The sequence below is a fragment of the Mucilaginibacter sp. PPCGB 2223 genome (genome assembly GCF_001705515.1).
Classification (GTDB): Bacteria; Bacteroidota; Bacteroidia; order Sphingobacteriales; family Sphingobacteriaceae; genus Mucilaginibacter.
The window spans coordinates 1,696,511-1,718,613 of sequence record NZ_MDJS01000001.1 but is presented as its reverse complement, the minus strand read 5'-3'; the positions used below and the strand labels follow the sequence as shown (position 1 = coordinate 1,718,613).

Here is a 22,103-nt window from a genome sequence, read left to right as displayed (position 1 = left end):
GCACTGCCGGCACTGCGAGAAAAAACTTTCTATATTTGCCTTTCAGTTTATTGACATTTGCCCGATCAGAAACCAAACTCAGAAGCACAGGTGCCCGATAGTATTGTAATTATACCAACCTACAACGAAAAAGAGAATATTGAACGCCTGTTGAATAAAGTATTCTCGCTTGAACATGATTTTCATGTATTGATTATAGACGACGGTTCGCCCGATGGTACGGCGCAGATCGTTAAACGCATCCAGATAGATTACCCGGATCGGTTGTTTATCGAAGAACGTGCAGGGAAGCAAGGTTTAGGCACCGCTTACATTCATGGGTTTAAATGGGCCATTGCGCACCAGTACGATTATATTTTTGAAATGGATGCCGATTTTTCGCATAACCCCGACGACCTGATCCGCCTGCGCCAGGCTTGTGTGGATGGTGCCGATGTGGCCGTGGGTTCGCGCTATGTTAAAGGCGTTAACGTGGTAAACTGGCCGATGAGCCGGGTGCTGATGAGCTATTTTGCCTCGGTATATGTGCGCTTTATTACCGGCATCGATATACAGGATGCCACAGCCGGGTTTAAATGCTATAAGCGCAAAGTATTAGAGACCGTGCAACTGGATAAGATACAGTTTGTAGGCTACGCCTTCCAGATCGAGATGAAATATACCGCTATTAAGCATGGTTTTAAGGTGGTTGAAGTGCCGATCATTTTTACCGACCGTACGGTAGGCACTTCCAAAATGTCGACCCGTATTTTCCGTGAAGCGTTTTTTGGTGTGATCCAGATGCGTATCAACGCCATATTCAGGAAGTATCCGGAAGGGTAGGCCCCACCCAACCCTCCCCGGAAGGGAGGGCTTTAAACAACCATTTAAAAAAGTCTCCCCTACAGGGGGAGATTTAGAGGGGGCTTTTCAATTTAATTACTAATTTCGTTGGTAATGAACCAAAATCTCGATCCTAACCCGGATAGCCTTTCGTCGACTGAGCGTGATATTGAAAAAGTATTGCGCCCGCAGGCTTTTGAGGATTTTACAGGCCAGCATAAAATATTAGCCAACCTGAAAGTTTTTGTGCAGGCGGCCAAACAGCGCGGCGAATCGCTCGACCATGTGCTGCTGCACGGCCCGCCGGGATTGGGTAAAACTACCCTTTCACATATCATCGCCAACGAAATGGGCTCGGGTATTAAAATTACCTCGGGCCCGGTGCTGGATAAACCCGGCGACCTGGCCGGCTTGCTTACCAATCTCGAACAAGGTGATATTTTGTTCATCGATGAGATACACCGGTTGAGCCCGCTGGTGGAAGAGTACCTGTATAGCGCGATGGAGGATTTTAAGATCGACATCATGCTCGAAAGTGGACCTAACGCACGCTCGGTGCAGATATCGTTGAATTCGTTTACGCTGGTGGGGGCTACCACACGCTCGGGATTATTAACCGCACCGTTGCGCGCCCGTTTCGGTATCAACGCCCGCTTAGAATATTATGATGCCAAATTGCTCACCACCATTGTGTTGCGTTCGGCATCGATATTGCGTACCCCGATACGCGAAGAAGCCGCTTACGAAATTGCCCGCCGCAGCCGCGGTACACCGCGTATTGCCAATGCTTTGCTGCGCCGAACCCGCGATTTTGCCCAGGTAAAAGGCACCGGGCAGATAGATACCGAGATTGCCCGTTTTGCTCTGAGTGCCCTGAATGTTGACGAGCATGGTTTGGACGAAATGGACAATAAGATACTGCTCACCATCATCGATAAATTTAAAGGCGGGCCGGTTGGTTTAAAAACCATCGCGACAGCCGTTGGTGAGGATGAAGGCACCATTGAAGAGGTTTATGAACCTTTTTTGATACAAGAAGGGTTTTTGATGCGCACATCGCGCGGCAGGGAAGCTACTGACAATGCGTATAAGCATTTGGGGAGGTTGAAGCTGGGCGGCGGGCCGACGTTGTTTTAGAGATGGGCAACGCGCGCAAAGTTGCGTTAGGAAGCGGATACCGGCCATGCGACTAATGCCTGTGCAGTATGAGCGTACAGCCTGACCCAAAGGGGAACGCCCAATAATTAAACTCCATTTTAAATTACTACTTTAGCCAGTACTTTAAAAACTGACCTGTTACTACTTATGAAAAAACTCTGCTGCATTTTTGCATTTGCTGCTGCTTGTACTTTTGCACAAGCACAAATGATAAATACCGTTACCGACCCGGTTGAATATATCAACCCGCTGATGGGTACCGAATCAAAGATCGATCTATCTAACGGAAATACTTATCCGGCTATAGCCTTGCCCTGGGGCATGAACTTTTGGACGCCCCAAACCGGCAAAATGGGCGATGGCTGGCAATACACCTACAGTGCCGATAAGATCAAAGGTTTTAAACAAACACACCAGCCTTCGCCATGGATGAACGATTACGGGCAATTTGCCATTATGCCGGGCACCGGCCGAATTAAAGTGGGGCAGTGGGACAGGGCAAGCTGGTTTTCGCACAAGGCCGAAATATCCAAACCTTATTATTATAGCGTTTACCTGGCCGATGCGGATGTAACTACCGAGATCACGCCGACTGAGCGCGCTGCCCAGTTCAGGTTTACGTTCCCTAAATCGGATACCTCGTTCGTGGTGGTTGACGCGCTGGACAGGGGATCGTATGTCAAAGTCATCCCGCAGGAAAACAAGATCATCGGTTACAGCACACGCTATGCCCGCGGCCCGTTAAAAAACTTTAAAAACTACTTTGTTATTTACCTGAGCAAGCCGTTTACGATGGTTTATACTACACGAGATACGTTGCTGGTAAAAGATTCGTTGGAAATGAGCACCAGGCATGCAGGCGCAGTTATCGGGTTTAAGACCCGTAAAGGAGAGCAGGTAACGCTGCGTGTGGCATCTTCGTTCATCAGCTTTGAGCAGGCCGAACTGAACCTGAAGCGTGAGTTGGGTAACGATAGCTTCGACATCACCAAACAAAAAGCTAAAGCTACCTGGAACAAAACCCTGAGCCGCATCCAACCCGAAGGGGGCAGTATTGACCAGATGCGCACTTTTTACAGCTGCCTGTACCGGATGCTGTTCTTCCCGAATAAATTATACGAGATCGATGCCGGCGGAAAACCGATGCATTGGAGCCCATACAACGGGCAGGTGCTGCCGGGCTATATGTTTGCCGGTACGGGTTTCTGGGATACTTTTCGCGCCTTGTACCCATTCCTTAACCTGGTTTATCCGTCGGTAAATAAAGAAATGCAGGAAGGGCTTGTGAATGATTATAAAGAGAGCGGCTGGCTGCCCGAGTGGAGCAGCCCCGGTTTGGCCAACGTGATGGTGGGCAATAACTCAGCATCAGTCGTAGCTGAAGCTTATCTGAAAGGCTTGCGCGGATACGATATCAATACACTTTGGGAAGCCCTGAAGCATGGCGCCAATAACGAAGGGCCGATACGTGCCGTGGGCCGTTTCGGCGTAAAACAATATAACGGGTTAGGTTATGTGCCGGCCGATTTTAATATCAATTTGAAACACGATACCGTATTGACCTTCCCCGAAAGTGCCGCCCGTACTTTGGAGTATGCGTATGATGACTTTGCAATTTACCAGTTGGGCAAAGCCTTAGGTAAACCTAAAGAGGAGATAGAGATTTACGCCAAACACAGCCAGAACTATCGCAACCTGTTTGATAAAGAAACGCGGATGATGCGCGGCAAATACAGCGATGGCCAATTTCAAACCCCTTTTAACCCCTTTAAATGGGGCGATGCATTTACCGAAGGTAACAGCTGGCATTATACCTGGGGCGTTTTTCATGATATTAACGGGTTGATCGGTTTGATGGGCGGTAAACAACAGTTTGTAGCCAAGCTCGATTCGGTGTTCAGCCTGCCCCCGGTGTTCGATGATAGTTATTACGGCGGTACCATACACGAGATACGTGAAATGCAAATTGCCAATATGGGGCAGTATGCGCATGGTAACCAGCCCATACAACACATGATCTACTTGTACGATTATGCCGGCGAACCCTGGAAAACCCAATACTGGGCCCGCGAAACTATGAACCGGATGTACAAAGCCACACCCGATGGTTACTGTGGCGATGAAGATAACGGGCAAACTTCGGCCTGGTATGTGTTTTCGGCGATGGGCTTTTACCCGGTTTGCCCGGCCAGCGACCAGTATGTTTTAGGTGCTCCATTATTCAGGAAAATGACATTGAAGCTCGAGAGCGGCAAAACCCTGGTGATCAATGCGCCGCTAAACAGCGCCGATAATAAATATGTAAACAGCATAACTTATAACGGTAAGCCTTACGACTTTAACTGGATAAGTCATAAGCAACTGATGCAAAACGGCGGTATGATTAATTTTAATATGTCGAAATCACCAAACAAACAGCGTGGGATAAACGATGTGGATTTTCCGTATTCGTTTTCGCGCGGTTATTGATCTGACATTGAACAATATAAAAAAGGCAGCTGCACATTTGTACAGCCGCCTTTTTTATTTCGGGATTGTTACATGGATGAAGTCCTTCTTATTTTTAATTATAATTTATTAAGTAAACCTATAATTAAAAACACAAATACTTTACGCAATTATTTGATTTGTAACGCGATAAGTTCTACTTTTTACGTATATAGATGCACTTTGTTTCACTTTATATTTTAAATATTAACAAAAATGTCGCAACATTGCAGTTACCCTTAATTAAGTAAACCGTTGAATTAACCTTTAATGTTATTGTATTTAAATTATGAAAAAAACATTACTACTGTCTCTTTTGTTTGTTTTATGTACGATGTTCAGCTATGCACAGGTTGATCTGGACCCGAGCCAGTTCATCTCATTTACAGTCAGGAATAAAACTGACAACTCTAAATTTACTGTAATCAGGCCCTCCTCATTTACCAGTGTAAAGTATATCCAGTCGAACTCACAGATCAAAATCAATTTTGATAAGAACCTGATCAAAAAGATAAAGGATTCGGTGAAGATCAAACTGATGGCTACACTGATTGATACCAAGGGTAACGAAAAACCGGTAAATGTTTTTGGTTTTGTAGACGTATTGAAGAACCAGGTGCCACGTGCAGATCCTTCAGCGCCCGAGATGTACACCTATACCTATACCCAGAAATATGTTGATGGCGCCGATTTGCAAAATACGGAGATCGACATCTCGTCGGAAAATATGGAACCTGGCGATAAACTGAAGATCACGGTTGATAACATCAAAGGCAACTCAGCCTTTGTAATGCTTTTCCAGGTGGATGATTTTGGCTGGACAGGCGGTCCGACTTCGGGTTTTGCATGGTTAAAAACACCAGGCAGCGGCGATAACGGCATTAACTTCCAGCCGGCACCGTGGGTTGGCTATTCGTTTTATTTAAAGCCTAACAAGGGTGCCAGCGTGGTAAAACAAATATTTGTACCGTCGTTTGGCCCGGAGGCAAGTTTTGTGGAAGTGAATAATCACATTTACGTAGGTTTGGGAGGCCAGATTAGTATTTTTGCCAATACGGTTAAATTCAGCTACGGCAGGTTGCTGAGCTACGAAACGCAAACATCATACTTTACCATAGGTTTAAACTTTGTGAACTCGATTCAAAGCATCAGCCATTTGCTAAGAGATAAATAAGATATCTTAAAGAAATAATTGGAAAGCTCTGGTAAATGCCGGGGCTTTTTTTGTTTGGGAGAGGCTTAAAAAAACAAAAGAGAGCATTTTGCAATGCTCTCTTCCCCCTAATTAATTTAAACTATTGATTAACCCAAAAAAAGAACGTACCGGATGCGACATGGGTAATTGCGCATTACAGGTTTAACGCGTAAAAGCATATAAGGTTTAATGTGTTCATTAAAATATCTTAAATTCATACTTATTCGTCAGGATTTATTTCATGAAAGGATTAAAATTGCGCGTTCCGATCTCCATTCCTGCCGCCCGGCATACAGTTTTATCCCCATAACGGAAATTTATTTTATCCAATGCCCGGTATAGCCTGATTTTTTCTTCGTTATCCTCAAATAAGTTGATCTGGTAGTTGCCCTGGCAAAGCTGGCTCAGCCTCACACCAATTAACCGCACCGGCCTGTGCCTGTTCCATGCTCTTTTCAACAGGTTTTTGATGCCGGGTATGAGGATATGATCGGCAGAGGTGAGGGCGATCTTTTCCTGCAGGGTATGCGTTTCAAAATTAGCATAACGTACTTTAATTGCCAGGCACGAGGCCAGCATGTTTTCTTTGCGAAGTTTAAAAGCCAGCTCCTCGGTCATCGAAACCAGGACGGATTCTAATGTCTTATGATCGGCCACATCGTTGCCAAAAGTATTTTCGGTTGAAATGGATTTGCGGTCGGACTGGGGTACGATGTCGCCATAATCAATGCCGTTGGCTTTCTCCCAGATGGCGCGGCCTGCCTGACCGAAAACTGTTTGTAAAAAACGCAGGTCGGCACGCTGCAGGTCGCGTATTTTTTCAATACCGTATTGGTAAAGCTTTTGGCAGGTCTTTTCGCCCAGCATGGGTATTTTATTGATGGGCAGCGGCGCCATAAACTCCTTCTCACGGCCATGCTGTACAAACAACTGTCCGTTAGGTTTGGCTTCGTTTGTGGCCATTTTGGAGACGGTTTTATTTGACGACATGCCGAATGAAATGGGCAGCCCGGTTTCGCGGATGATCTTATGCCGCAGGTCGGTGGCAAACTGATAACAATCGTAAAAGCGATCCATCCCCGTAAGATCGATGTAAAACTCATCGACAGACGTTTTCTGAAAGGCCGGAACGGTATCGGCAATGATTTTTGTAACCTGCGCCGATGCTTCAGAATATTTGCCGTGCGAACCGCGCACGATAATGGCATGCGGGCATAAACGCATGGCAGTACGCATAGGCATAGCTGAGTGGATGCCGAATTTGCGTGCCTCGTAACTACAGGAAGCTACTACGCCACGATCGGCAGAACCGCCTATCAAAACAGGCTTACCGATAAGCGAGGGATCGAACTTGCGCTCGACCGATACGAAAAACGAATCAAGATCGATGTGAACGATGTACCGCTTATGCTCCATAAAACAAAGTTAAATAATTATTTGAATTTGCTAAAAATATTAGCAAATTAGTCAACAAAAATTAAGGCTATGGGAGTGTTGGAAAGTACCTATTGTGACTATATGATGCTGATATCTCCATCGGCGGAGATTAAAGAAATGGTGCGAAGGCTGAAGCTGTCGTCGGCAAAAGTAATTGGCGAATATGATGGGAAGCATTCCATCGCGCATATTACCATTACCGGGCAGGGGCGGCAAATGCCGGTGATGATGACCGAAAAGCTGGAGTATTACCAGAAAAAGCTGCTGCGCATCAGGGCGAATTATATCAGCGTAAAGGGTTTTGCCTATTTTCTGCACGGTTCTGCATCGGCTACAATCTATGCGCGCCCCGTTTTAAATGCCGAACTGGCCGATTGGTTCAGGGCTGTCAGGAAAGTGTTTGGCGATAAACAGCAGCTTGTACCGCACATTACCATAGTTAAAGATATCCCGATGGTCGATTTCAGGCGGCTGTGGCCATATTTTGAACATAGGGAGTTTAATGCATATTTCCTTGCAGATAAACTTACCGTTTTATCGAGGCCAACCTTCGGCAGTGAAAACGCGCATTGGACAAATTTTAAGGACCTGTATTTTAAAAAGTAAACAGCGCTGAATATTTTGTAGCTTATGGATGCTAAAACATCGCTTGATTTTCAATAACTTGCGCCTCCTTACCGGTGTGCAGAATGTGCCTATGAGCGAACAGGAACTACAAAATATTATACAGGGCTGTGTAAAACAGGATAGGGCCAGTCAGAAAATGTTATATAAAACGTTGTATGGCTATGCTATGAGTATTTGCCTGCGCTACGCTGCCAATCGCTACGAGGCCGCCGAAGTATTAAACAGCGGTTTTTTTAAAGCGCTTACCAATATCAAAAAGTACGATGAATCGAAGCCGTTCAAGGCTTGGCTGGGTCGTATTATGACGAATACAGCCATCGATTATTACCGTACTAATTTAAAAGTAGCTTATACCGAAGATATTGATACGGCGCCTGAGGTAGCTGTAGGCGATACGATTACCGCTAAGCTGAATTATGATGATCTGCTGGCGCTGGTGCAAAGCCTGCCGCAGGCCTATCGCACAGTATTTAACTTATATGTTATAGATGGTTACACGCACGATGAGATTGGTGCAATGCTGGGCATAAATGCAGGTACATCAAAATCAAATCTGCACAAAGCCAGGCACAAATTGCAGCAAATGATATTGGGGAAAGATAAAGGCGAGCCAGAGCGGCCCGGAGAAGGTGCAAGAATGACGATACATAAAATAATGACAGATAGTTATTTAAGAGATATTTTAAGAAGATGAGCCAGGATGACGAATTGAACAAAATGTTCAGGGAAGTGCTAACCGAACCCGGCCATCATGCAGAGTACCGTGAGGCCGACTGGGAAGCACTTGAAAAAATGCTGGATGAGCGTGAAAAAAAACGCGGCATTATAGTTTTGCTGCCCTACATAGGCGCTGTCGCGGCTGTTTTGCTGGTGTTTTTTGCCTGGATGTTTTTTAAACCTGCAGCAACAGATGAGCAGGGTAAGCCATCTTTTGCTGTAAGCAAGCCACAACAAAATGGAACAATTGGTGGTGATAAGGCACAACAAACCAGACCCGCCGGGCAGCAGGCAACTGCCAATATTAACTCAAATGGTGCATCTGCTGCGGCTGGGGGCATCGTTGAGCAGCCAGGTGCAAAACAACCTGCAAAAAATCAAAGCGGTACGCAAGGGACGGTAACAGCAACAAGCATTAACCCGGCTGCTATAGCCTCGAACAAACATCCCCGTAAGGGAAACAGACCTATTGCACCTATTAAAAATGAGCCGGAAAGCATAACCGCTGCAAATAAACCACCAAAGGTAAATACCGAAAGTACTGCAACAGATAAACCCGGAACGACAAATAACACCGATGTAATTGCAGCCAATAAGCCAGAGCAAAACAATACGGCAACTGCATTCAGCAATAAAACTTTTGAAGTTAGCAAACCGGAGACTGTCAGGGGTGGGGTTGCTAACCCGGATTCGGCGGCAGTTGAGGCTAAAGAAACGCCGCAAATTGCCAAACAAATACCCAAAACAGGAGTGAAAGCTACATCCACATTGGCGGGTACACACTTTGCGTTAACTATTTTGGCAGCGCCGGATATAAACGGGGTAGGCTCGTTCGCCGAAACACAAACCGGGGCGAATTTTGGCCTGCTGTTCTCAGTTGGCCGCGGCAGGTTTACATTGAGCACCGGCGTTGTGTATGCTAAAGCCACCTACGGTACCGATTTTAGTAATTATCACACCGGCTATTATTTTACCTACAAGCCACAATATGTAAATGCCGATTGCCGGATACTGGATATACCGCTCGACCTTAATTACCGCTTGTTTGGCAACGTTAAGAACCAGTTTAGTATTGGAGCAGGCCTTTCATCGTACCTGATGCTGAAAGAAAATTACTTTTATGATTACGGCGCCGCCGGTATTACGGGCCCTGCAGGATACCAGGTTTCGAACCGGAATAAACATTATTTCGGCGTGGCCGATCTGAATGTACTGTATCAGCACCGCCTGAGCTCTAAATTCAGCCTCGGTTTGCAACCTTACCTGCAATTGCCGCTGACGGATATCGGTTACGGCAAAGTTAAGCTACAGTCGGCCGGTATGGCCGTTGGTTTTAGCTGGAATATTAAATAGTTGTATAGTAAACAGTTATGAAGATAACATTGGCAAAATGTTATTTTTAGTGAACGGAAAGCATTTTTTTGTATCTTTGTGCCGGGGTAAGTCTTTTACGACCAGCTCCTCTTGAATTCCCCCAGGGTGGGAACGCAGCAAGGGTAGAGGGTTGTAGCGGTGCGATAAAAGGTGCTTACCCTTTTTTTTGTGCCCTTTTTTTTGCCGGCATCGTTCTGATGTTGTTGGCAGCAAACAATACTTTAAAATACTTGGTATGGTGTCCTCTGCTACCTGACACTGCCTGGAAAGCATTCATAAATATAGATGTAATGCAAACTATCAAATAAAACTCTCTAAAAATAAAATACTTGATACCTGATACTTGCGACTTGATACTATTTCCCCATTTAATTGTCACAGTTTTAACTGAAACAAAAACAACTGCCATAAATTGCTAATTTTAGCACATGCTTGATCTGTTTATTATTGGCGCCGGACCCATTGGTTTAGCCTGCGGGTTGGAAGCGCAAAAGGCGGGCCTCTCTTTTGTGATTACGGATAAGGGCTGCCTGGTTAATTCGCTGTACAACTACCCGTCGACGATGACCTTTTTCAGCACTTCGGAAAAACTGGAGATAGGCGGGATACCGTTCGTCTCCAATAACGTAAAACCCACACGGGCCGAAGCACTGGAGTATTACCGCAGGGTAGCGTTTTCGAACCATTTACTCATCAACCTTTTTGAAGAGGTGCTGAGTGTTGACGGCAAAGACGGGCATTACACCATTACTACAGCCAAAACAGCTTACCATGCAAAAAAGATCATTATCGCTACTGGTTTTTACGATATCGCCGTAAAGCTGAGCGTACCCGGCGAAGATCTGCCAAAGGTGAAGCATTATTATAAGGATCCGCATTATTACGCCATGCAAAAGGTACTGGTGGTTGGTGCGAGCAACTCGGCAGTGGATGTTGCGCTCGAAACCTACCGCAAAGGCGCAGAGGTGACTATGGTGGTGCGCGCACCTGAGATCAGCAGCCGGGTAAAATACTGGGTGCGGCCGGACATCATCAACCGGATAAAAGAAGGCAGCATCAAGGCTTATTTCAATTCGTCGGTAACAGCTATCAGCGAAAGTGAGGTTGATATAGCCACGCCGGATGGCCCGGTAACCATAGCCAACGACTTTGTGCTGGCCATGACGGGCTATAAACCCAACTTCGACTTTTTGAAGAAGATAGGCATACAGCTTTCGGCTGATGAGAAGCTGCTGCCGCAATATAACGCCGAAACTATGGAAACAACAAGCCTGCCAGGCGTTTACCTGGCCGGTGTAGTTTGCGGTGGAATGGATACGCACCTGTGGTTTATCGAGAACTCGCGGGTGCATGCGGAGATGATTATTGGGGATATAGTTAAGAAGAAATAAGGACACAATATGAAGAAATATCTACCTGGATTTTTTGCCTCATTAGGCGTGCTGGTTATGTTTACCAGTTGCGGTACCAATAATTCGGAAAAAGCAGGTAAAAAAGCCTCTTTTGATAAGATTAACCTTTCTACCATAAAGGGTAATTGGGTTGTAACAGGCTATTATTTTGCAGGTAACGTTACAGCGATGGATGAGAGTGAGGCTAAGAAAATGGTAGGAAAAAGCGTTTTGCGCATTCATCAGCACGACATTGCAGATTCAAAGGATTCCTGTGCTTATGATAAGATTGGTATGGATAAGCTTAACGCGGATAAATACTTTGAAGAAGACAAGATAAAAAAGGAAAACCTGAAAATCAGCTCGAAATATATCATTGTTGTTTCGTTTAAAGGTAAAGATGATTCGAACGAATGCGGTGCGTTAAGCAACGAGATCATTGCGGCGCCCGGTCAATTTTTATTTTATATAGATGGTGTCTATTTTATCATCAAACATAAAAAGTAATCAATATACTTAATACCGTAACCATGAGATCGCGAAATACCTTATTTGTAACGTTTTATGTTTTAAGCATTACCGCAGCAAAAGCAGCCCCGCATAAGTTACCCGTTATTGATACCTCAGTAAACGTTTTTAAATGGGATATTGATAAAAAGGATAAGGGTACGCTGATGTTTTTGGATGTGCAATTCTCGTTACGGAGTAAACAATACGTTACTCTGACGGTGGCTAAAACAAAAACCGTTAAACGGCCCGCGTTCATATCGTTTATATTGCCCGGGGTAATAGCCCCTCAAAAAGGTTTGAAGGTTAGCTTTACAGATGACCTGAAAGATCCGACGCGAACTGTATCGGCAAATATGCAGTTTACTGAAAGTTCTGGCGACACCTACACCGCCAGGGCGGTTGACGGTTATGGAAATCCGGGTAATAAGTTTGATGTTTTTAAAGATTTTACCAAATATAGATACCTGATTTTGCTGTTTTACGGAAAGGGTGATAAGCAGAAGGCTGTTGTGGTACCTTTGGCAGACTTTCAGACGCAATATGCCCGACTTCCTTAATAAGCTTTGGATGCCGGCCTTCTTTCAGGCCCAGATATAATAGTAGCAGCCTTTTTGTATATTTATTCAATCTTTAGTTGATGCCCCAAAACCGACGACTCTTTGTAAAGCAGTTTACCGCCCTGGCAGGAGCCTTTTCGGCCGGTAATTTATTTGATATTGCCCATGCTGCCGATTTTGCCCATGCAGCCAAACGGGTGTCGCATTTAACGGATGCGGAGGTTGCTGCAGATGAAGACTACTGGGCAACTGTACAACAGGCTTATACGGTAAACTCGGGATTGATCATCCTGAATAACGGCGGCGTATCGCCGGCGCCATTGGTGGTGCAACAGGCCCTGGCCCGGTATAACGACCTGGCAAACCAGGGGCCATCGTACTACATGAACCGGGTGCTGGATATGGGCCGCGAACCGCTTCGCGAAAAACTCGCCCTGCTTGCCGGAACATTGCCAGACGAGATCGCCATTAACCGCAACACCACCGAGGCACTGAATACGGTGATCTACGGGCTCGACCTGAAGGCGGGCGACGAGGTTATCGGCACCAAACAGGATTACCCGAACATGATCCAGGCTTACCGCCAGCGGGCCATGCGCGAGGGGATAGTGTATAAGCAGCTTAGTTTCGACTTCCCGATAGAGAACGACGAGCAGATTGTGAAAGCTTTTGCCGATGCCATTACCCCAAAAACCAAGCTGTTGCATGTAACACATATCATCAATTGGGTAGGGCAGATCATGCCGGTGCAGAAAATATGCCGTATGGCGCACAGCCGGGGCGTGGAGGTGATGGTGGATGGCGCGCATTCGTTCGGCTTGCTGGATTTTAAGATACCCGACCTGGGGTGCGATTATTTTGGCACCAGTTTGCATAAGTTTCTATCGGCACCGGTAGGCACAGGCATGTTGTGGATTAAAAAAGAAAAAATAGCGAAAATATGGCCGCTGCTGTGTAATAGTAAGCCTCAAAGCGATGACATACGCAAGTTTGAAACCTTGGGTACACGCAGTTTTCCGATAGAGCAGGCTATAGGCGAAGCGCTCAACTTTCATAATGCCATTGGCAGCAAGCGCAAGCAGGAGCGCATCCATTACCTCAAATACTATTGGGCGAGCCGTGCCGCGCAAATACCCAGGGTAAAGATACATACCTCGTTAAAACCGCAATACTCGTGTGCTATTTGCGGGGTGACCGTTGACGGCATGACCCCGGCTGAGTTGGACAGCGCCCTGCTCGGCAAATACAAAATACATGCTGTGGGCATTGTTTGGGAAAACATCAGCTGTGTACGCGTAACGCCGCATGTGTATACTAAAATTGCCGACCTGGATAAACTGGTGAAAGCGCTGACCGAGATCGCCGCCGGGGTAAAATAAAACACCTGTTGTTTTGTAAAAAAATGTTAAATGTATTGCATCATTTTTAAGCTAAGACGTTAAATGGCTATATTGTGGCCCCTTAGCATTTAACATTCCATCCATGATTTTACGGAAATTTTTATTTGCCTTATTTGTATTTGTTACAACGTTTTGTTTATTGGCCGATGCGCAAACTAAACCCGATACCGTTAATTTAACAACGATATTGGAGAAAACGATTAAACAAGGCAATGAACACCCTATCGAAAAGGTTTACCTGCACATGGATAAGCCTTACTACGCGATAGGCGATACCATCTGGTTTAAAGCTTATGCTACTATCGATAAGCACCAGCTTACGGGGTTGAGCCGGATAGTATACGTGGATGTGATCACCAGCCGCGATTCGCTGGTAACAACCATTAAATTGCCGCTTAATAACGGCATTGCCTGGGGCAGTATACCCTTGCCTCAAAACATGTACAAGCAGGGCAGCTATCATTTGGTAGCCTATACCAACTGGATGCGTAATTCAGACCCGGCCTACTTTTTTAACAAGGTGATCAGTGTTGGGAATGCGATAGAGAAGGAATTAACCACTAACGTATCGCTGGCTGTTGCACCAGCAAAGAACGGGCAATCGAAAGTAACCGCACACGTAGTGTACCGCGATCAGAATGGCCTTGCATACGCCGGTAAAAAGGTGAACTGGCATGTCGACCCGGAGGACGATAAAGAAATAAAAGGTACAGCTGTTACCGATGCCAGCGGCGCTGCCAATATCGTCATTAATACTGCCAAGCTATCGGGAATTAGCCAGGCGCCGCTGCAAACCAATATTGAAGTGGGTAGCCGCAAAGTGCTTGGTGCTTCGTTTTCGTTAAAACAGGTTGATAAAGAAAAAGATGTACAGTTCTTCCCCGAAGGCGGCGAACTGATCAGCGGTATCCGTACCGTAATGGGTTTTAAAGCTGTCAAACCTGATGGTTTGGGGATTGATGTGAGCGGCGTTATTATGGATAGCGACGGCAAGCAGGTTACCGACTTTAAATCGCAAAACCGGGGCATGGGCAAATTTGTGCTGACGCCCGAAAGCGGGAAAACTTATACGGCCAATGTTACCTTTGCCGATGGCAGCCACGGTAATTACGATCTGCCGAGGATAGCAAGTACCGGGATCAATCTGGCGGCAAGCATCATCGATCCGCAAAACCTGTTGTTGAAGATCACCAGTAATGACATTTTTTTTCAAAAAAACCAGGGTAAGGAGTTTTACATCATCGCGCAAAGCGGTGGGATCATTTATTATGCGGCAAAAAGCACGCTTACCAGTCAGTTATACACTGCATCTGTACCTAAAAGTAAATTTCCTACCGGGATATTGCAGATCACGCTGTTTGCATCAAATGGCAGCCCGGTAAGCGAGCGGATCGTTTTCATCCGGGCGAATGATCTGTTGAACCTCTCGGTAACATCTTCTAACCAGACTTTCGCTGCAAGGCAAAAAGTAAAGCTTAATGTAACGGCTAAAAATCAAACAACGCCTGTGGCAGCAAGCATTTCGATGGCGGTGATAGACGAAAGTAAAGTGCCTCTTGATGAAAATGCCGAAACCACGATACTCACCAGTTTGCTCCTTACATCCGATTTGAAAGGCTATATCGAAAAACCCAATTACTATTTTACAAACGTTACCGATAAAACGACATCCGATCTGGACGTGCTGATGCTGACACAGGGGTACCGCAGGTTTTCGTACCGTGATATTATAGCCGATAAGAAGCCGCCGGTATATTTTCTGCCCGAAATGCACGGCATTGAAATATCGGGTACATTGCGAAACAATACCGGGCTGCCTATACGAAAAGGCAATGTAAGGCTGCAGATACCGGATAATAATTTTTCGACGCAAACTATTACCGACCCGGTTGGGAAATTCAAATTCTCAAATCTGTCCATATCCGACTCAACCAGCGTAACCCTGAACGCGCGCGATAACCTGAACAACAACTCGCTGATGATGACGCTTGACCAGCCTCCGCTGCAAGGTGTAACACCTAATTATAATGCGCCTGATGAGGTAGCCAATATAGATAGCCTGATGCATCCGTATCTGCAAAACAGTCTGAAAATTTATAACAACAGCCATACACTGAAGGAGGTTGTGATAAAAGATGTGCCCTATGTTAAAAAACCGAGCCATACAGATTATCCTGCACTGATGGGACTTGCTATGGACCCGGATCACCTGGTAAAGGGCGAACAACTGAAGGATTGCCCGTTTTTAGCCAGTTGTTTACAAACCGCCCTGATCGGTTTTACCTATGATAATAATAACTTTTATGTAACGCGCGATTATAACAGTGGTAAACGTACCCCTGCCGCGATATTTTATAATGGGATGAATGTTGATTACAATTACCTGGCAAGTATAAATGCTAACGAAATTGAATCGGTAGAAACGTTTATGAAAGATGACCTGAGCGGTATAAACCGGATGTACAATACCAATGGCGTTATCGTGATCAACGGTAAAAAGAAACCCGAGGGTAAAAAGATCAGCAAAGAACAGCTTAAAGAGTTGTTCCCGCCAAAATACCTGTTAACCTTCATGCCAATGGGATATAGCAAAACGCGCGAGTTTTATTCGCCTAAATACGCCGGCCCGGCAACTGTTAATTCGCGGTCCGATCTGCGTACCACTATTTACTGGAACCCAAGGTTGTTAACCGATAAAACTACCGGCGCAACAAGCGTCGAATTTTTTAACGCCGATGGCCGCGGCAGCTACCGGGTAGTTGTTGAAGGTATTGACGGCGATGGTAACGTCGGCCGGTTTGTGTATCATTATAATGTACAATAAATAAAAGGCGCACACGTATTGTGCATGCCTTTTATCGTGTATTTGAAATAAATTCTATCAGAATTTAAAGCCCAGGCCAATTTGCCAAACCTGGTTGTTATATTGCGGATTATAGTTGGGCGAATAGGCTGTGTTACTTTGCAGATCGACAGTATAACGACCGCGCAGCTCAGCATTGCGGTTAAGATTGATACTTACACCAAATACGCCATCAATCAAACTTTTATTATAACCCTGGCTATCCTGGGTATATTGTTGCTGCACTGTTTGACTAAAGCCATTATTAAAAACCGTTTGCGTAGATGTTAAAAAAGCTACCTGCGGGCCAACCACAAAACTAAAATTAGGAATGACGTGAATTTTAAGCAATAATGGCAAATCGATAAAGTTATTGCGCTGGCTAAATTGCCCATAGGGGGTATAAGCAGTATAGCCTTTTTCTGAATACAATAGCTCACCTTCGAAGGCCAACGGATACACAATTGGCACATCAAGACTTACACCTAAATTGAGACCAACACGGGTATCGGTATGAAAACTCGGATCGTTGGGATCAATAATATTGGCAATATTGGCACCGGCCACAATACCGAACCTGGGTTTATAAAAATCGCTGTTGTTTTGACGCTGTTGCTGCTGTTGAGGGTAGCGGCGAGGGTGCGGGTAACGGCGCGGAGGCGGATAATAACCCTGGGCTTTAACTGTGATTGAGCCTGCCAGCAATACTAGCATGCCTATGCTTAGAAAGAGAATTTTTTTCATGGCGTGTAACGTTTATTAATAGTTAGGATATAGATTAAACCAGAATCAAAAGGTTTATTTAAAAGAGAGGGAGTTTTATTGATTTTAACAATAATTAACACATTAACGGCACTACTGTAACTTTGTTGTTTTTTTAAGCTCCGGCCTGAAAATTATTTTAAACTTTTTAAAGAAGGCAGAGTTAAAGCTATAAATACTGCATCATATGAAGACGATTTTAAGATCAATAACAATGGCAGCCGTTTTGGGCGCTATTGCATTTACAGGTAATGCGCAAGTAAGGGTTTTTGTACGTACCAGGCCGGTTGAGCCCGTTGTGGTAAGGCCCGCACCTCCGGATAGAGAATCGGTATGGGTTAGCGGCGAATGGGCATGGCGCCACGGCCGTTATGAATATGTGCGGCCACACTATGAGCGTATGCGCCCGGGCCGGCACGAATGGATACCAGGCCACTGGCGAAGGGTACGGGGTGGCGAGGCATGGGTACCAGGCCATTGGAGATAACAAATTTGAACATCAAAAGCGCCGGGGATATCCCCGGCGCTTTTGATTGCGGTTAACTGTTGTAGAGTTCGGGAGGAAAAGTGAGTTTAAAGGTAGTACCTTTGCCAAGCTGCGAAGCCACATCGATCCGGATATTATGGAAATCGGCAATGGATTTTACGATAGGCAAGCCCAGGCCAAAGCTTTCCTGCTGCAACGATTGTTTGAACTTCTTAAAACGGTTAAAAATAAGCGGCAACTGCTCTTCGGCTATTCCAATGCCGGTATCCGAAATTTCTACCACAAATGCACCATCGTACATATAACCGTTTATCTCTATCGTGCCCGACTCCTGATTGTATTTGATAGCATTGTTAATAAGGTTAAAGAACAGGTTAAACATCAAAAACTTATTGATACCGTTTAACGTAACATTTGGCGCAACGGCAATATTCAGTGTAAGGTTCTTCTCTTGCAGGCGAATGGATATCTCATCATAAACTTCCTGTAAAAGCTCGGCGGCATTCACATTATCATCCTTGATAAATTGCTCGTTTTCGATCTGCGATATCAATAATAGAGTTTTGGTGATGCTTTTCAACCGGTTCAATATCCGTTGCATCTCGAGCAGGCGTACCTTTACGTCGTCTATCACATCGTCGCGGTCGAACATATTCTCTATTTTGGATTGCAGTATCGAGATGGGCGTCATCAGCTCGTGCGAGGCATTTGAGATGAACTCACGTTCTTTCTGAAAGGTGCTTTCGATGGTTTTGATCATCTGGTGGATGCTCTCGTCGAGATATTGAAAGTCAGAGGTGGTGGTGCGCACCTTTTTATAAATGCCGAAGTTGGGAAATTTATGGCCGATAAGCTTGGTTTTAATGATCTTATCGAGTGGCCTGAGCACGTAGTTGGAGTAGATCAGATCCGAAAGGATGGTCAGAAAGATCATCCCCAGCAGTACCTGCAGGGCAATACTTTGCAATGGGCTGCTGGTATCGCTTATGGTACTCACACTGCGGCCAATTTCGAGCAGGTATTTCTTGTTGCTGACGGTAAAATTGCGGCTCAGTATCCGGTACTCCAAAGTATCTTTATCATCGGTAAAAACCCGGCGGTCGTTCTTAATCGTGTCCAGCCACTCGTTTGCAGTATCGATATCCAAACTGATAAAATCTTCGTGCAATGGGAGGTAACTGCCGTAGCTTTCGCCATTTTGTATATAGTTGGATATGCCGCGTTCTTTTACGATCTGCAAAAACTTATCACGTTGTTTGCGCAGGCGGTTATCGGTGTAGGTTTTATTAATGTTTTGGATAAGCTTTGGCAACAGCAAAACAAACAGGATCACAATCACCAGTTTTGAGCTGGTATTAAACAAGGTGAGTTTGTTTTGCAGTTTCAAACCGTATTATATTTTTATTTTGTAACCTAAGCCACGTACGGTTTCCAGCCAATCGGGCTGAGCATAAACGCCCAGTTTTTTGCGGATGTTTTTAATATGGACGTCGATATAGTTCGAGTCATAATCGTCGTTAACTACACTGCCCCAAATATGCTCGCTCAATTGCGGGCGGGTAAGTGTGCGGTTTTTGTGCAGGATGAGATAAGCTATAAGGTCGAATTCTTTTTTGGTGATGGCGCTGACAGGAGTGCCATCGTGTGTAATGCTGCGGTCGTTCAGGTCGATTAAAAATTCTCCCAACGTTATGGTAGTATGTTTTAAACCAAATTTGCGCCGGGTAATGGCCTGCATACGGCTTTGCAGTTCAAGCATTGAGAAGGGCTTGGGCAGGTAATCGTCGGCACCCAGATCGAGGCCTTTGATACGGTCGTAAACTTCGGCGCGGGCCGTTAAAATAATACAGGCCGCTTCGGGATTGTTCTTTTTTGCTTCCTTAAGTAAATCCAGACCCTCGTAATCGGGCAGACCAAGATCTATCAATATAAAATCGTACAGGTTTACGCCTATCTTTTGCGATGCCGATTTACCATCATAGCATATCTCGCACAGGTAATTACCGTTAGTTAAAAATATTTCCAGCTCACGTGCCAGCGATTTTTCGTCTTCTACGATCAAAACATTCATAAGGTATCTTAATAAAAAACGTAATAGAAGGTTAAGTTAAAAAACGACTCGTGGTTATTAACTAATGCGCCCTGAACGTTTACAGGGATAGCATATTTATAGGCAGCTTCCAAAGTATAGTGAGGCCTGTTGTAGGCTATGGGCAATTTAAAACTGTAGTTAAGCAGTTTAAATTGCTGATTCTGATTGGCTGCATCGGGTGGTGGGTTTGGATCGTAATGCATCGGCGGCCCGTCATGCCCGGGCGGGTTATAAAAATCGTGATTGTTTGCAAAATTCTGCACAAAGTTTTGTGTGCCGAATATCATCGTAAAAGCGGGCTCGAACGTTAAGTAATCTTTGTCATCAAAAACACTCCAGTTACTTTCAAAATACTTTGAGTTATTGATCGTAACAAAAAAATCGTTCGATCTGCCGAACAGATAATCCAATGTCGCACTCGTTTTCAGATACTTCCAATCGTACGAATTTTTAAAGTTAATATCGTTTGTGGCTGATGATTTGATGATCTGCGATTTATCATTGATGAAAAAACGGGTATAACTGATGTCGCCTTTAAATTCTTTCGAAAAACGGTAATGATAGCCCGCGCCCAGATCAAGCTCATCAACTGTTGGTTCGGAGGCCAATACCTTCCATATCGATCCATAAGCAAAAAGGCCTGATTTGCTGTTGTAAATTACATCGCTTGATAAAAATGGGTAACGGTACTGGCTGGTGCGACCAAAAAAGCTTACATCGGTGCCGTAATTTACACCAGCAGAAACCGATTGTTTTTTGACGATGGTGCCCGTATCGGGCGCCATAACCGCTGGTGTGGCGCTAACGGCACCGTACATCAGCAGCAAAATCAGAGTCGTTAAATATCTCATATCATTAACTTTTGATAAAACTCATTTTTAATCGTTGTTCCGCCGCGGTATTTCGGGTGGCCTTTCCAAACCTTCGGGCCGTCGCTGGCGTTTCGCTTTTTTATTTACGGTAGCGGTATCAACCGGCGCAACAACTTTTTCTGGTTTCGACTGGTGCTTTGGTTTGGCTATCTCCTTTATTTTTTTTGCTCCAAGTACATCCATATGGCTTTGCGGAACGGTTTTTATACGCAAAGTATCAACAGGTAAAGCCGCGGCCGGGACAGCTAACTCTGGTTTTGCGGCAGGCGGATAGCTTATAACACCATTTGCCGGTATGTGGCCGGGGCTTGCAGCCAGTAAGCGTGCTGTGAAAAGCAATAAGATCAATATGTACACGAGCCGCTTCATCATGGGTGGGTGGAGAACAATTAAAAATTATTCAAATTGATATTAATTAAATTAGCATGCCCTGTTATTAGCATGCTAATTTAATTAAAAATGATATAATGCTGTTGTATTAATGTTTAACGGCAACAAAACACTCTTGTTACCTGTAGCTCAGGTTTTTTGATGTATATATTTTTTTGCGATGGTTAATAATTACACAAGCTATTTGGTTTAAACGATTAATTAAATTTAACCCAAGGCGTACACCCATGGCCATAACAGGTACACCCATGGCTGCGGCAAGCTCGGCGCTTGGACTTAAAATGGATACACTCTTGATATTGCTTACAGCCATACCGTTTTTAGTATTAAAGTATCCATTATTCCCTGCGGTAATTACTGCCATGTTACTGATATTGAGGTTGGCAATCGGACCAAAGCATTGATTGGGCGCCGCAGCCGATACCGTCCAAGGTTGGTGATCGGGCTGGCTGCCCCAGGTTAGTAAGTTGCCCGCTACGTTAACTACTCCGCTGGCTACACCCTGCATCTGTAAAAAATATTTAACACGATCGGCAATGTAACCCGTGCTGATGGCGGCAAGGTTGATTTTCATCCCTTTTTCTTTTAAAAACACACTGGTCTGTTCTGGCTGGAGGATGATATCGCGGTAATCAACGTTGGCAGGGCCATAGGTGATATCGAATGAGCCGTGTGTCAGTTCGGCTATCTTTCGCGAACGGTCTATCAGGTTATAAACTTCCTGGTCCACCTTAACGGGCCCGATTCCGGCAAATTGGTTAATTCGGTTTGCTGCACTTTGCGGGTTGGCATCGGTAAGCAACTCTTCAATGCGGTCGATCTCGGCAAAAGCCTCATCGATACGCTCGTTGGCCCATTTCTCGTCATCGGCAACCACACTGATCTCAAAAATAATGCCCATCAGGCGCATTTCGCGCCTGAAGACACTTGTTAATATAGAGTTTGGGAGTTGAGTTAGCAGCATAATTTTTAGTATATATTGA

The 22,103-nt window shown here is 45.1% G+C and carries 20 protein-coding genes and 1 other RNA gene; 14 read left to right on the top strand and 7 right to left on the bottom strand.

Going from position 1 to position 22,103, the window contains the following annotated elements:
* The first annotated feature begins 90 nt into the window (after positions 1 to 90).
* From BEL04_RS07430 to BEL04_RS07415, 4 genes are all read left to right on the top strand, one after another.
* Complete coding sequence (locus tag BEL04_RS07430) at positions 91 to 822, top strand: polyprenol monophosphomannose synthase (RefSeq protein WP_066003543.1); 732 nt, start codon at positions 91 to 93, stop codon at positions 820 to 822.
* A 114-nt stretch (positions 823 to 936) separates the two neighbouring features.
* A complete protein-coding gene (gene ruvB, locus BEL04_RS07425) occupies positions 937 to 1,959 on the top strand; it encodes a Holliday junction branch migration DNA helicase RuvB (RefSeq protein ID WP_066001851.1) in 1,023 nt (340 codons plus the stop codon).
* Positions 1,960 to 2,127: 168 nt separating this feature from the next.
* The gene (locus BEL04_RS07420; protein WP_066001850.1) at positions 2,128 to 4,449 is read left to right on the top strand and encodes a GH92 family glycosyl hydrolase; all 2,322 of its coding nucleotides are present in this window, start codon (positions 2,128 to 2,130) and stop codon (positions 4,447 to 4,449) included.
* Between the two features lie 307 nt (positions 4,450 to 4,756).
* Positions 4,757 to 5,641: a hypothetical protein gene (locus BEL04_RS07415; protein ID WP_139112946.1), complete on the top strand. Its 885-nt coding sequence runs from the start codon at positions 4,757 to 4,759 to the stop codon at positions 5,639 to 5,641.
* Positions 5,642 to 5,896: 255 nt separating this feature from the next.
* Here BEL04_RS07415 and dinB read toward each other — a convergent pair whose 3' ends face one another.
* On the bottom strand, positions 5,897 to 7,078 hold the full coding sequence (gene dinB / locus BEL04_RS07410; RefSeq protein WP_066001845.1) for a DNA polymerase IV: 1,182 nt from the start codon (positions 7,076 to 7,078) through the stop codon (positions 5,897 to 5,899).
* Positions 7,079 to 7,180: 102 nt separating this feature from the next.
* Between dinB and BEL04_RS07405 the strand changes: the two genes are divergently transcribed.
* The 9 genes from BEL04_RS07405 (at position 7,181) to BEL04_RS07360 (ending at position 16,499) form a co-directional block, all read left to right on the top strand.
* A complete protein-coding gene (locus BEL04_RS07405; RefSeq protein WP_066001843.1) occupies positions 7,181 to 7,705 on the top strand; it encodes a 2'-5' RNA ligase family protein in 525 nt (174 codons plus the stop codon).
* A 58-nt stretch (positions 7,706 to 7,763) separates the two neighbouring features.
* The gene (locus BEL04_RS07400; RefSeq protein ID WP_254659537.1) at positions 7,764 to 8,420 is read left to right on the top strand and encodes an RNA polymerase sigma factor; all 657 of its coding nucleotides are present in this window, start codon (positions 7,764 to 7,766) and stop codon (positions 8,418 to 8,420) included.
* A complete protein-coding gene (locus tag BEL04_RS07395; RefSeq protein WP_066001839.1) occupies positions 8,417 to 9,796 on the top strand; it encodes a hypothetical protein in 1,380 nt (459 codons plus the stop codon). The genes BEL04_RS07400 and BEL04_RS07395 overlap by 4 nt, the downstream gene beginning before the upstream one ends.
* A gap of 84 nt (positions 9,797 to 9,880) precedes the next feature.
* An RNA gene (gene ffs, locus BEL04_RS07390) (signal recognition particle sRNA small type) lies at positions 9,881 to 9,980 on the top strand.
* Positions 9,981 to 10,245: 265 nt separating this feature from the next.
* Positions 10,246 to 11,208: a YpdA family putative bacillithiol disulfide reductase gene (locus tag BEL04_RS07380; protein ID WP_066001834.1), complete on the top strand. Its 963-nt coding sequence runs from the start codon at positions 10,246 to 10,248 to the stop codon at positions 11,206 to 11,208.
* Positions 11,209 to 11,217: 9 nt separating this feature from the next.
* Positions 11,218 to 11,715 carry a hypothetical protein gene (locus BEL04_RS07375; RefSeq protein WP_139112945.1) on the top strand — a complete coding sequence of 166 codons (498 nt, stop codon included), beginning with the start codon at positions 11,218 to 11,220 and terminating at the stop codon, positions 11,713 to 11,715.
* 23 nt (positions 11,716 to 11,738) lie between these two features.
* Complete coding sequence (locus BEL04_RS07370; RefSeq protein WP_066001829.1) at positions 11,739 to 12,275, top strand: hypothetical protein; 537 nt, start codon at positions 11,739 to 11,741, stop codon at positions 12,273 to 12,275.
* 80 nt (positions 12,276 to 12,355) lie between these two features.
* Complete coding sequence (locus BEL04_RS07365; protein WP_066001827.1) at positions 12,356 to 13,654, top strand: aminotransferase class V-fold PLP-dependent enzyme; 1,299 nt, start codon at positions 12,356 to 12,358, stop codon at positions 13,652 to 13,654.
* Positions 13,655 to 13,757: 103 nt separating this feature from the next.
* Positions 13,758 to 16,499 (top strand): carboxypeptidase-like regulatory domain-containing protein, encoded by a 2,742-nt coding sequence (locus BEL04_RS07360; RefSeq protein ID WP_066001826.1) that lies wholly within the window; start codon positions 13,758 to 13,760, stop codon positions 16,497 to 16,499.
* A 57-nt stretch (positions 16,500 to 16,556) separates the two neighbouring features.
* On the opposite strand, the gene BEL04_RS07355 is transcribed toward BEL04_RS07360, so the two are convergent.
* The gene (locus BEL04_RS07355; protein WP_083227798.1) at positions 16,557 to 17,261 is read right to left on the bottom strand and encodes a porin family protein; all 705 of its coding nucleotides are present in this window, start codon (positions 17,259 to 17,261) and stop codon (positions 16,557 to 16,559) included.
* Positions 17,262 to 17,466: 205 nt separating this feature from the next.
* Between BEL04_RS07355 and BEL04_RS07350 the strand changes: the two genes are divergently transcribed.
* Entirely contained in the window at positions 17,467 to 17,766 is a 300-nt protein-coding gene (locus tag BEL04_RS07350; RefSeq protein WP_066001820.1) for a YXWGXW repeat-containing protein, read from the top strand.
* A gap of 52 nt (positions 17,767 to 17,818) precedes the next feature.
* On the opposite strand, the gene BEL04_RS07345 is transcribed toward BEL04_RS07350, so the two are convergent.
* The 5 genes from BEL04_RS07345 to BEL04_RS07325 all read right to left on the bottom strand — a co-directional run bounded on the left by BEL04_RS07345 (position 17,819) and on the right by BEL04_RS07325 (position 22,084).
* A complete protein-coding gene (locus tag BEL04_RS07345) occupies positions 17,819 to 19,153 on the bottom strand; it encodes a sensor histidine kinase KdpD (protein WP_066001818.1) in 1,335 nt (444 codons plus the stop codon).
* A gap of 6 nt (positions 19,154 to 19,159) precedes the next feature.
* The gene (locus tag BEL04_RS07340; RefSeq protein WP_066001815.1) at positions 19,160 to 19,837 is read right to left on the bottom strand and encodes a response regulator transcription factor; all 678 of its coding nucleotides are present in this window, start codon (positions 19,835 to 19,837) and stop codon (positions 19,160 to 19,162) included.
* An 8-nt stretch (positions 19,838 to 19,845) separates the two neighbouring features.
* Positions 19,846 to 20,709: a hypothetical protein gene (locus BEL04_RS07335; RefSeq protein WP_139112944.1), complete on the bottom strand. Its 864-nt coding sequence runs from the start codon at positions 20,707 to 20,709 to the stop codon at positions 19,846 to 19,848.
* A 27-nt stretch (positions 20,710 to 20,736) separates the two neighbouring features.
* A complete protein-coding gene (locus BEL04_RS07330) occupies positions 20,737 to 21,102 on the bottom strand; it encodes a hypothetical protein (protein WP_139112943.1) in 366 nt (121 codons plus the stop codon).
* Between the two features lie 136 nt (positions 21,103 to 21,238).
* Positions 21,239 to 22,084 (bottom strand): FAD:protein FMN transferase, encoded by an 846-nt coding sequence (locus BEL04_RS07325; RefSeq protein ID WP_066003539.1) that lies wholly within the window; start codon positions 22,082 to 22,084, stop codon positions 21,239 to 21,241.
* Positions 22,085 to 22,103: the final 19 nt, after the last annotated feature.

Bases quoted from the DNA above. Each gene is read 5' to 3' on its own strand.
- BEL04_RS07330 (WP_139112943.1), bottom strand. From the start codon at position 21,102: ATGATGAAGCGGCTCGTGTACATATTGATCTTATTGCTTTTCACAGCA.
- BEL04_RS07335 (WP_139112944.1), bottom strand. From the start codon at position 20,709: ATGAGATATTTAACGACTCTGATTTTGCTGCTGATGTACGGTGCCGTT.
- BEL04_RS07415 (WP_139112946.1), top strand. From the start codon at position 4,757: ATGAAAAAAACATTACTACTGTCTCTTTTGTTTGTTTTATGTACGATG.
- BEL04_RS07405 (WP_066001843.1), top strand. From the start codon at position 7,181: ATGATGCTGATATCTCCATCGGCGGAGATTAAAGAAATGGTGCGAAGG.
- BEL04_RS07380 (WP_066001834.1), top strand. From the start codon at position 10,246: ATGCTTGATCTGTTTATTATTGGCGCCGGACCCATTGGTTTAGCCTGC.
- BEL04_RS07360 (WP_066001826.1), top strand. From the start codon at position 13,758: ATGATTTTACGGAAATTTTTATTTGCCTTATTTGTATTTGTTACAACG.
- ruvB (WP_066001851.1), top strand. From the start codon at position 937: ATGAACCAAAATCTCGATCCTAACCCGGATAGCCTTTCGTCGACTGAG.
- BEL04_RS07375 (WP_139112945.1), top strand. From the start codon at position 11,218: ATGAAGAAATATCTACCTGGATTTTTTGCCTCATTAGGCGTGCTGGTT.
- BEL04_RS07340 (WP_066001815.1), bottom strand. From the start codon at position 19,837: ATGAATGTTTTGATCGTAGAAGACGAAAAATCGCTGGCACGTGAGCTG.
- BEL04_RS07365 (WP_066001827.1), top strand. From the start codon at position 12,356: ATGCCCCAAAACCGACGACTCTTTGTAAAGCAGTTTACCGCCCTGGCA.
- BEL04_RS07395 (WP_066001839.1), top strand. From the start codon at position 8,417: ATGAGCCAGGATGACGAATTGAACAAAATGTTCAGGGAAGTGCTAACC.
- dinB (WP_066001845.1), bottom strand. From the start codon at position 7,078: ATGGAGCATAAGCGGTACATCGTTCACATCGATCTTGATTCGTTTTTC.
- BEL04_RS07355 (WP_083227798.1), bottom strand. From the start codon at position 17,261: ATGAAAAAAATTCTCTTTCTAAGCATAGGCATGCTAGTATTGCTGGCA.
- BEL04_RS07420 (WP_066001850.1), top strand. From the start codon at position 2,128: ATGAAAAAACTCTGCTGCATTTTTGCATTTGCTGCTGCTTGTACTTTT.
- BEL04_RS07370 (WP_066001829.1), top strand. From the start codon at position 11,739: ATGAGATCGCGAAATACCTTATTTGTAACGTTTTATGTTTTAAGCATT.
- BEL04_RS07350 (WP_066001820.1), top strand. From the start codon at position 17,467: ATGAAGACGATTTTAAGATCAATAACAATGGCAGCCGTTTTGGGCGCT.
- BEL04_RS07325 (WP_066003539.1), bottom strand. From the start codon at position 22,084: ATGCTGCTAACTCAACTCCCAAACTCTATATTAACAAGTGTCTTCAGG.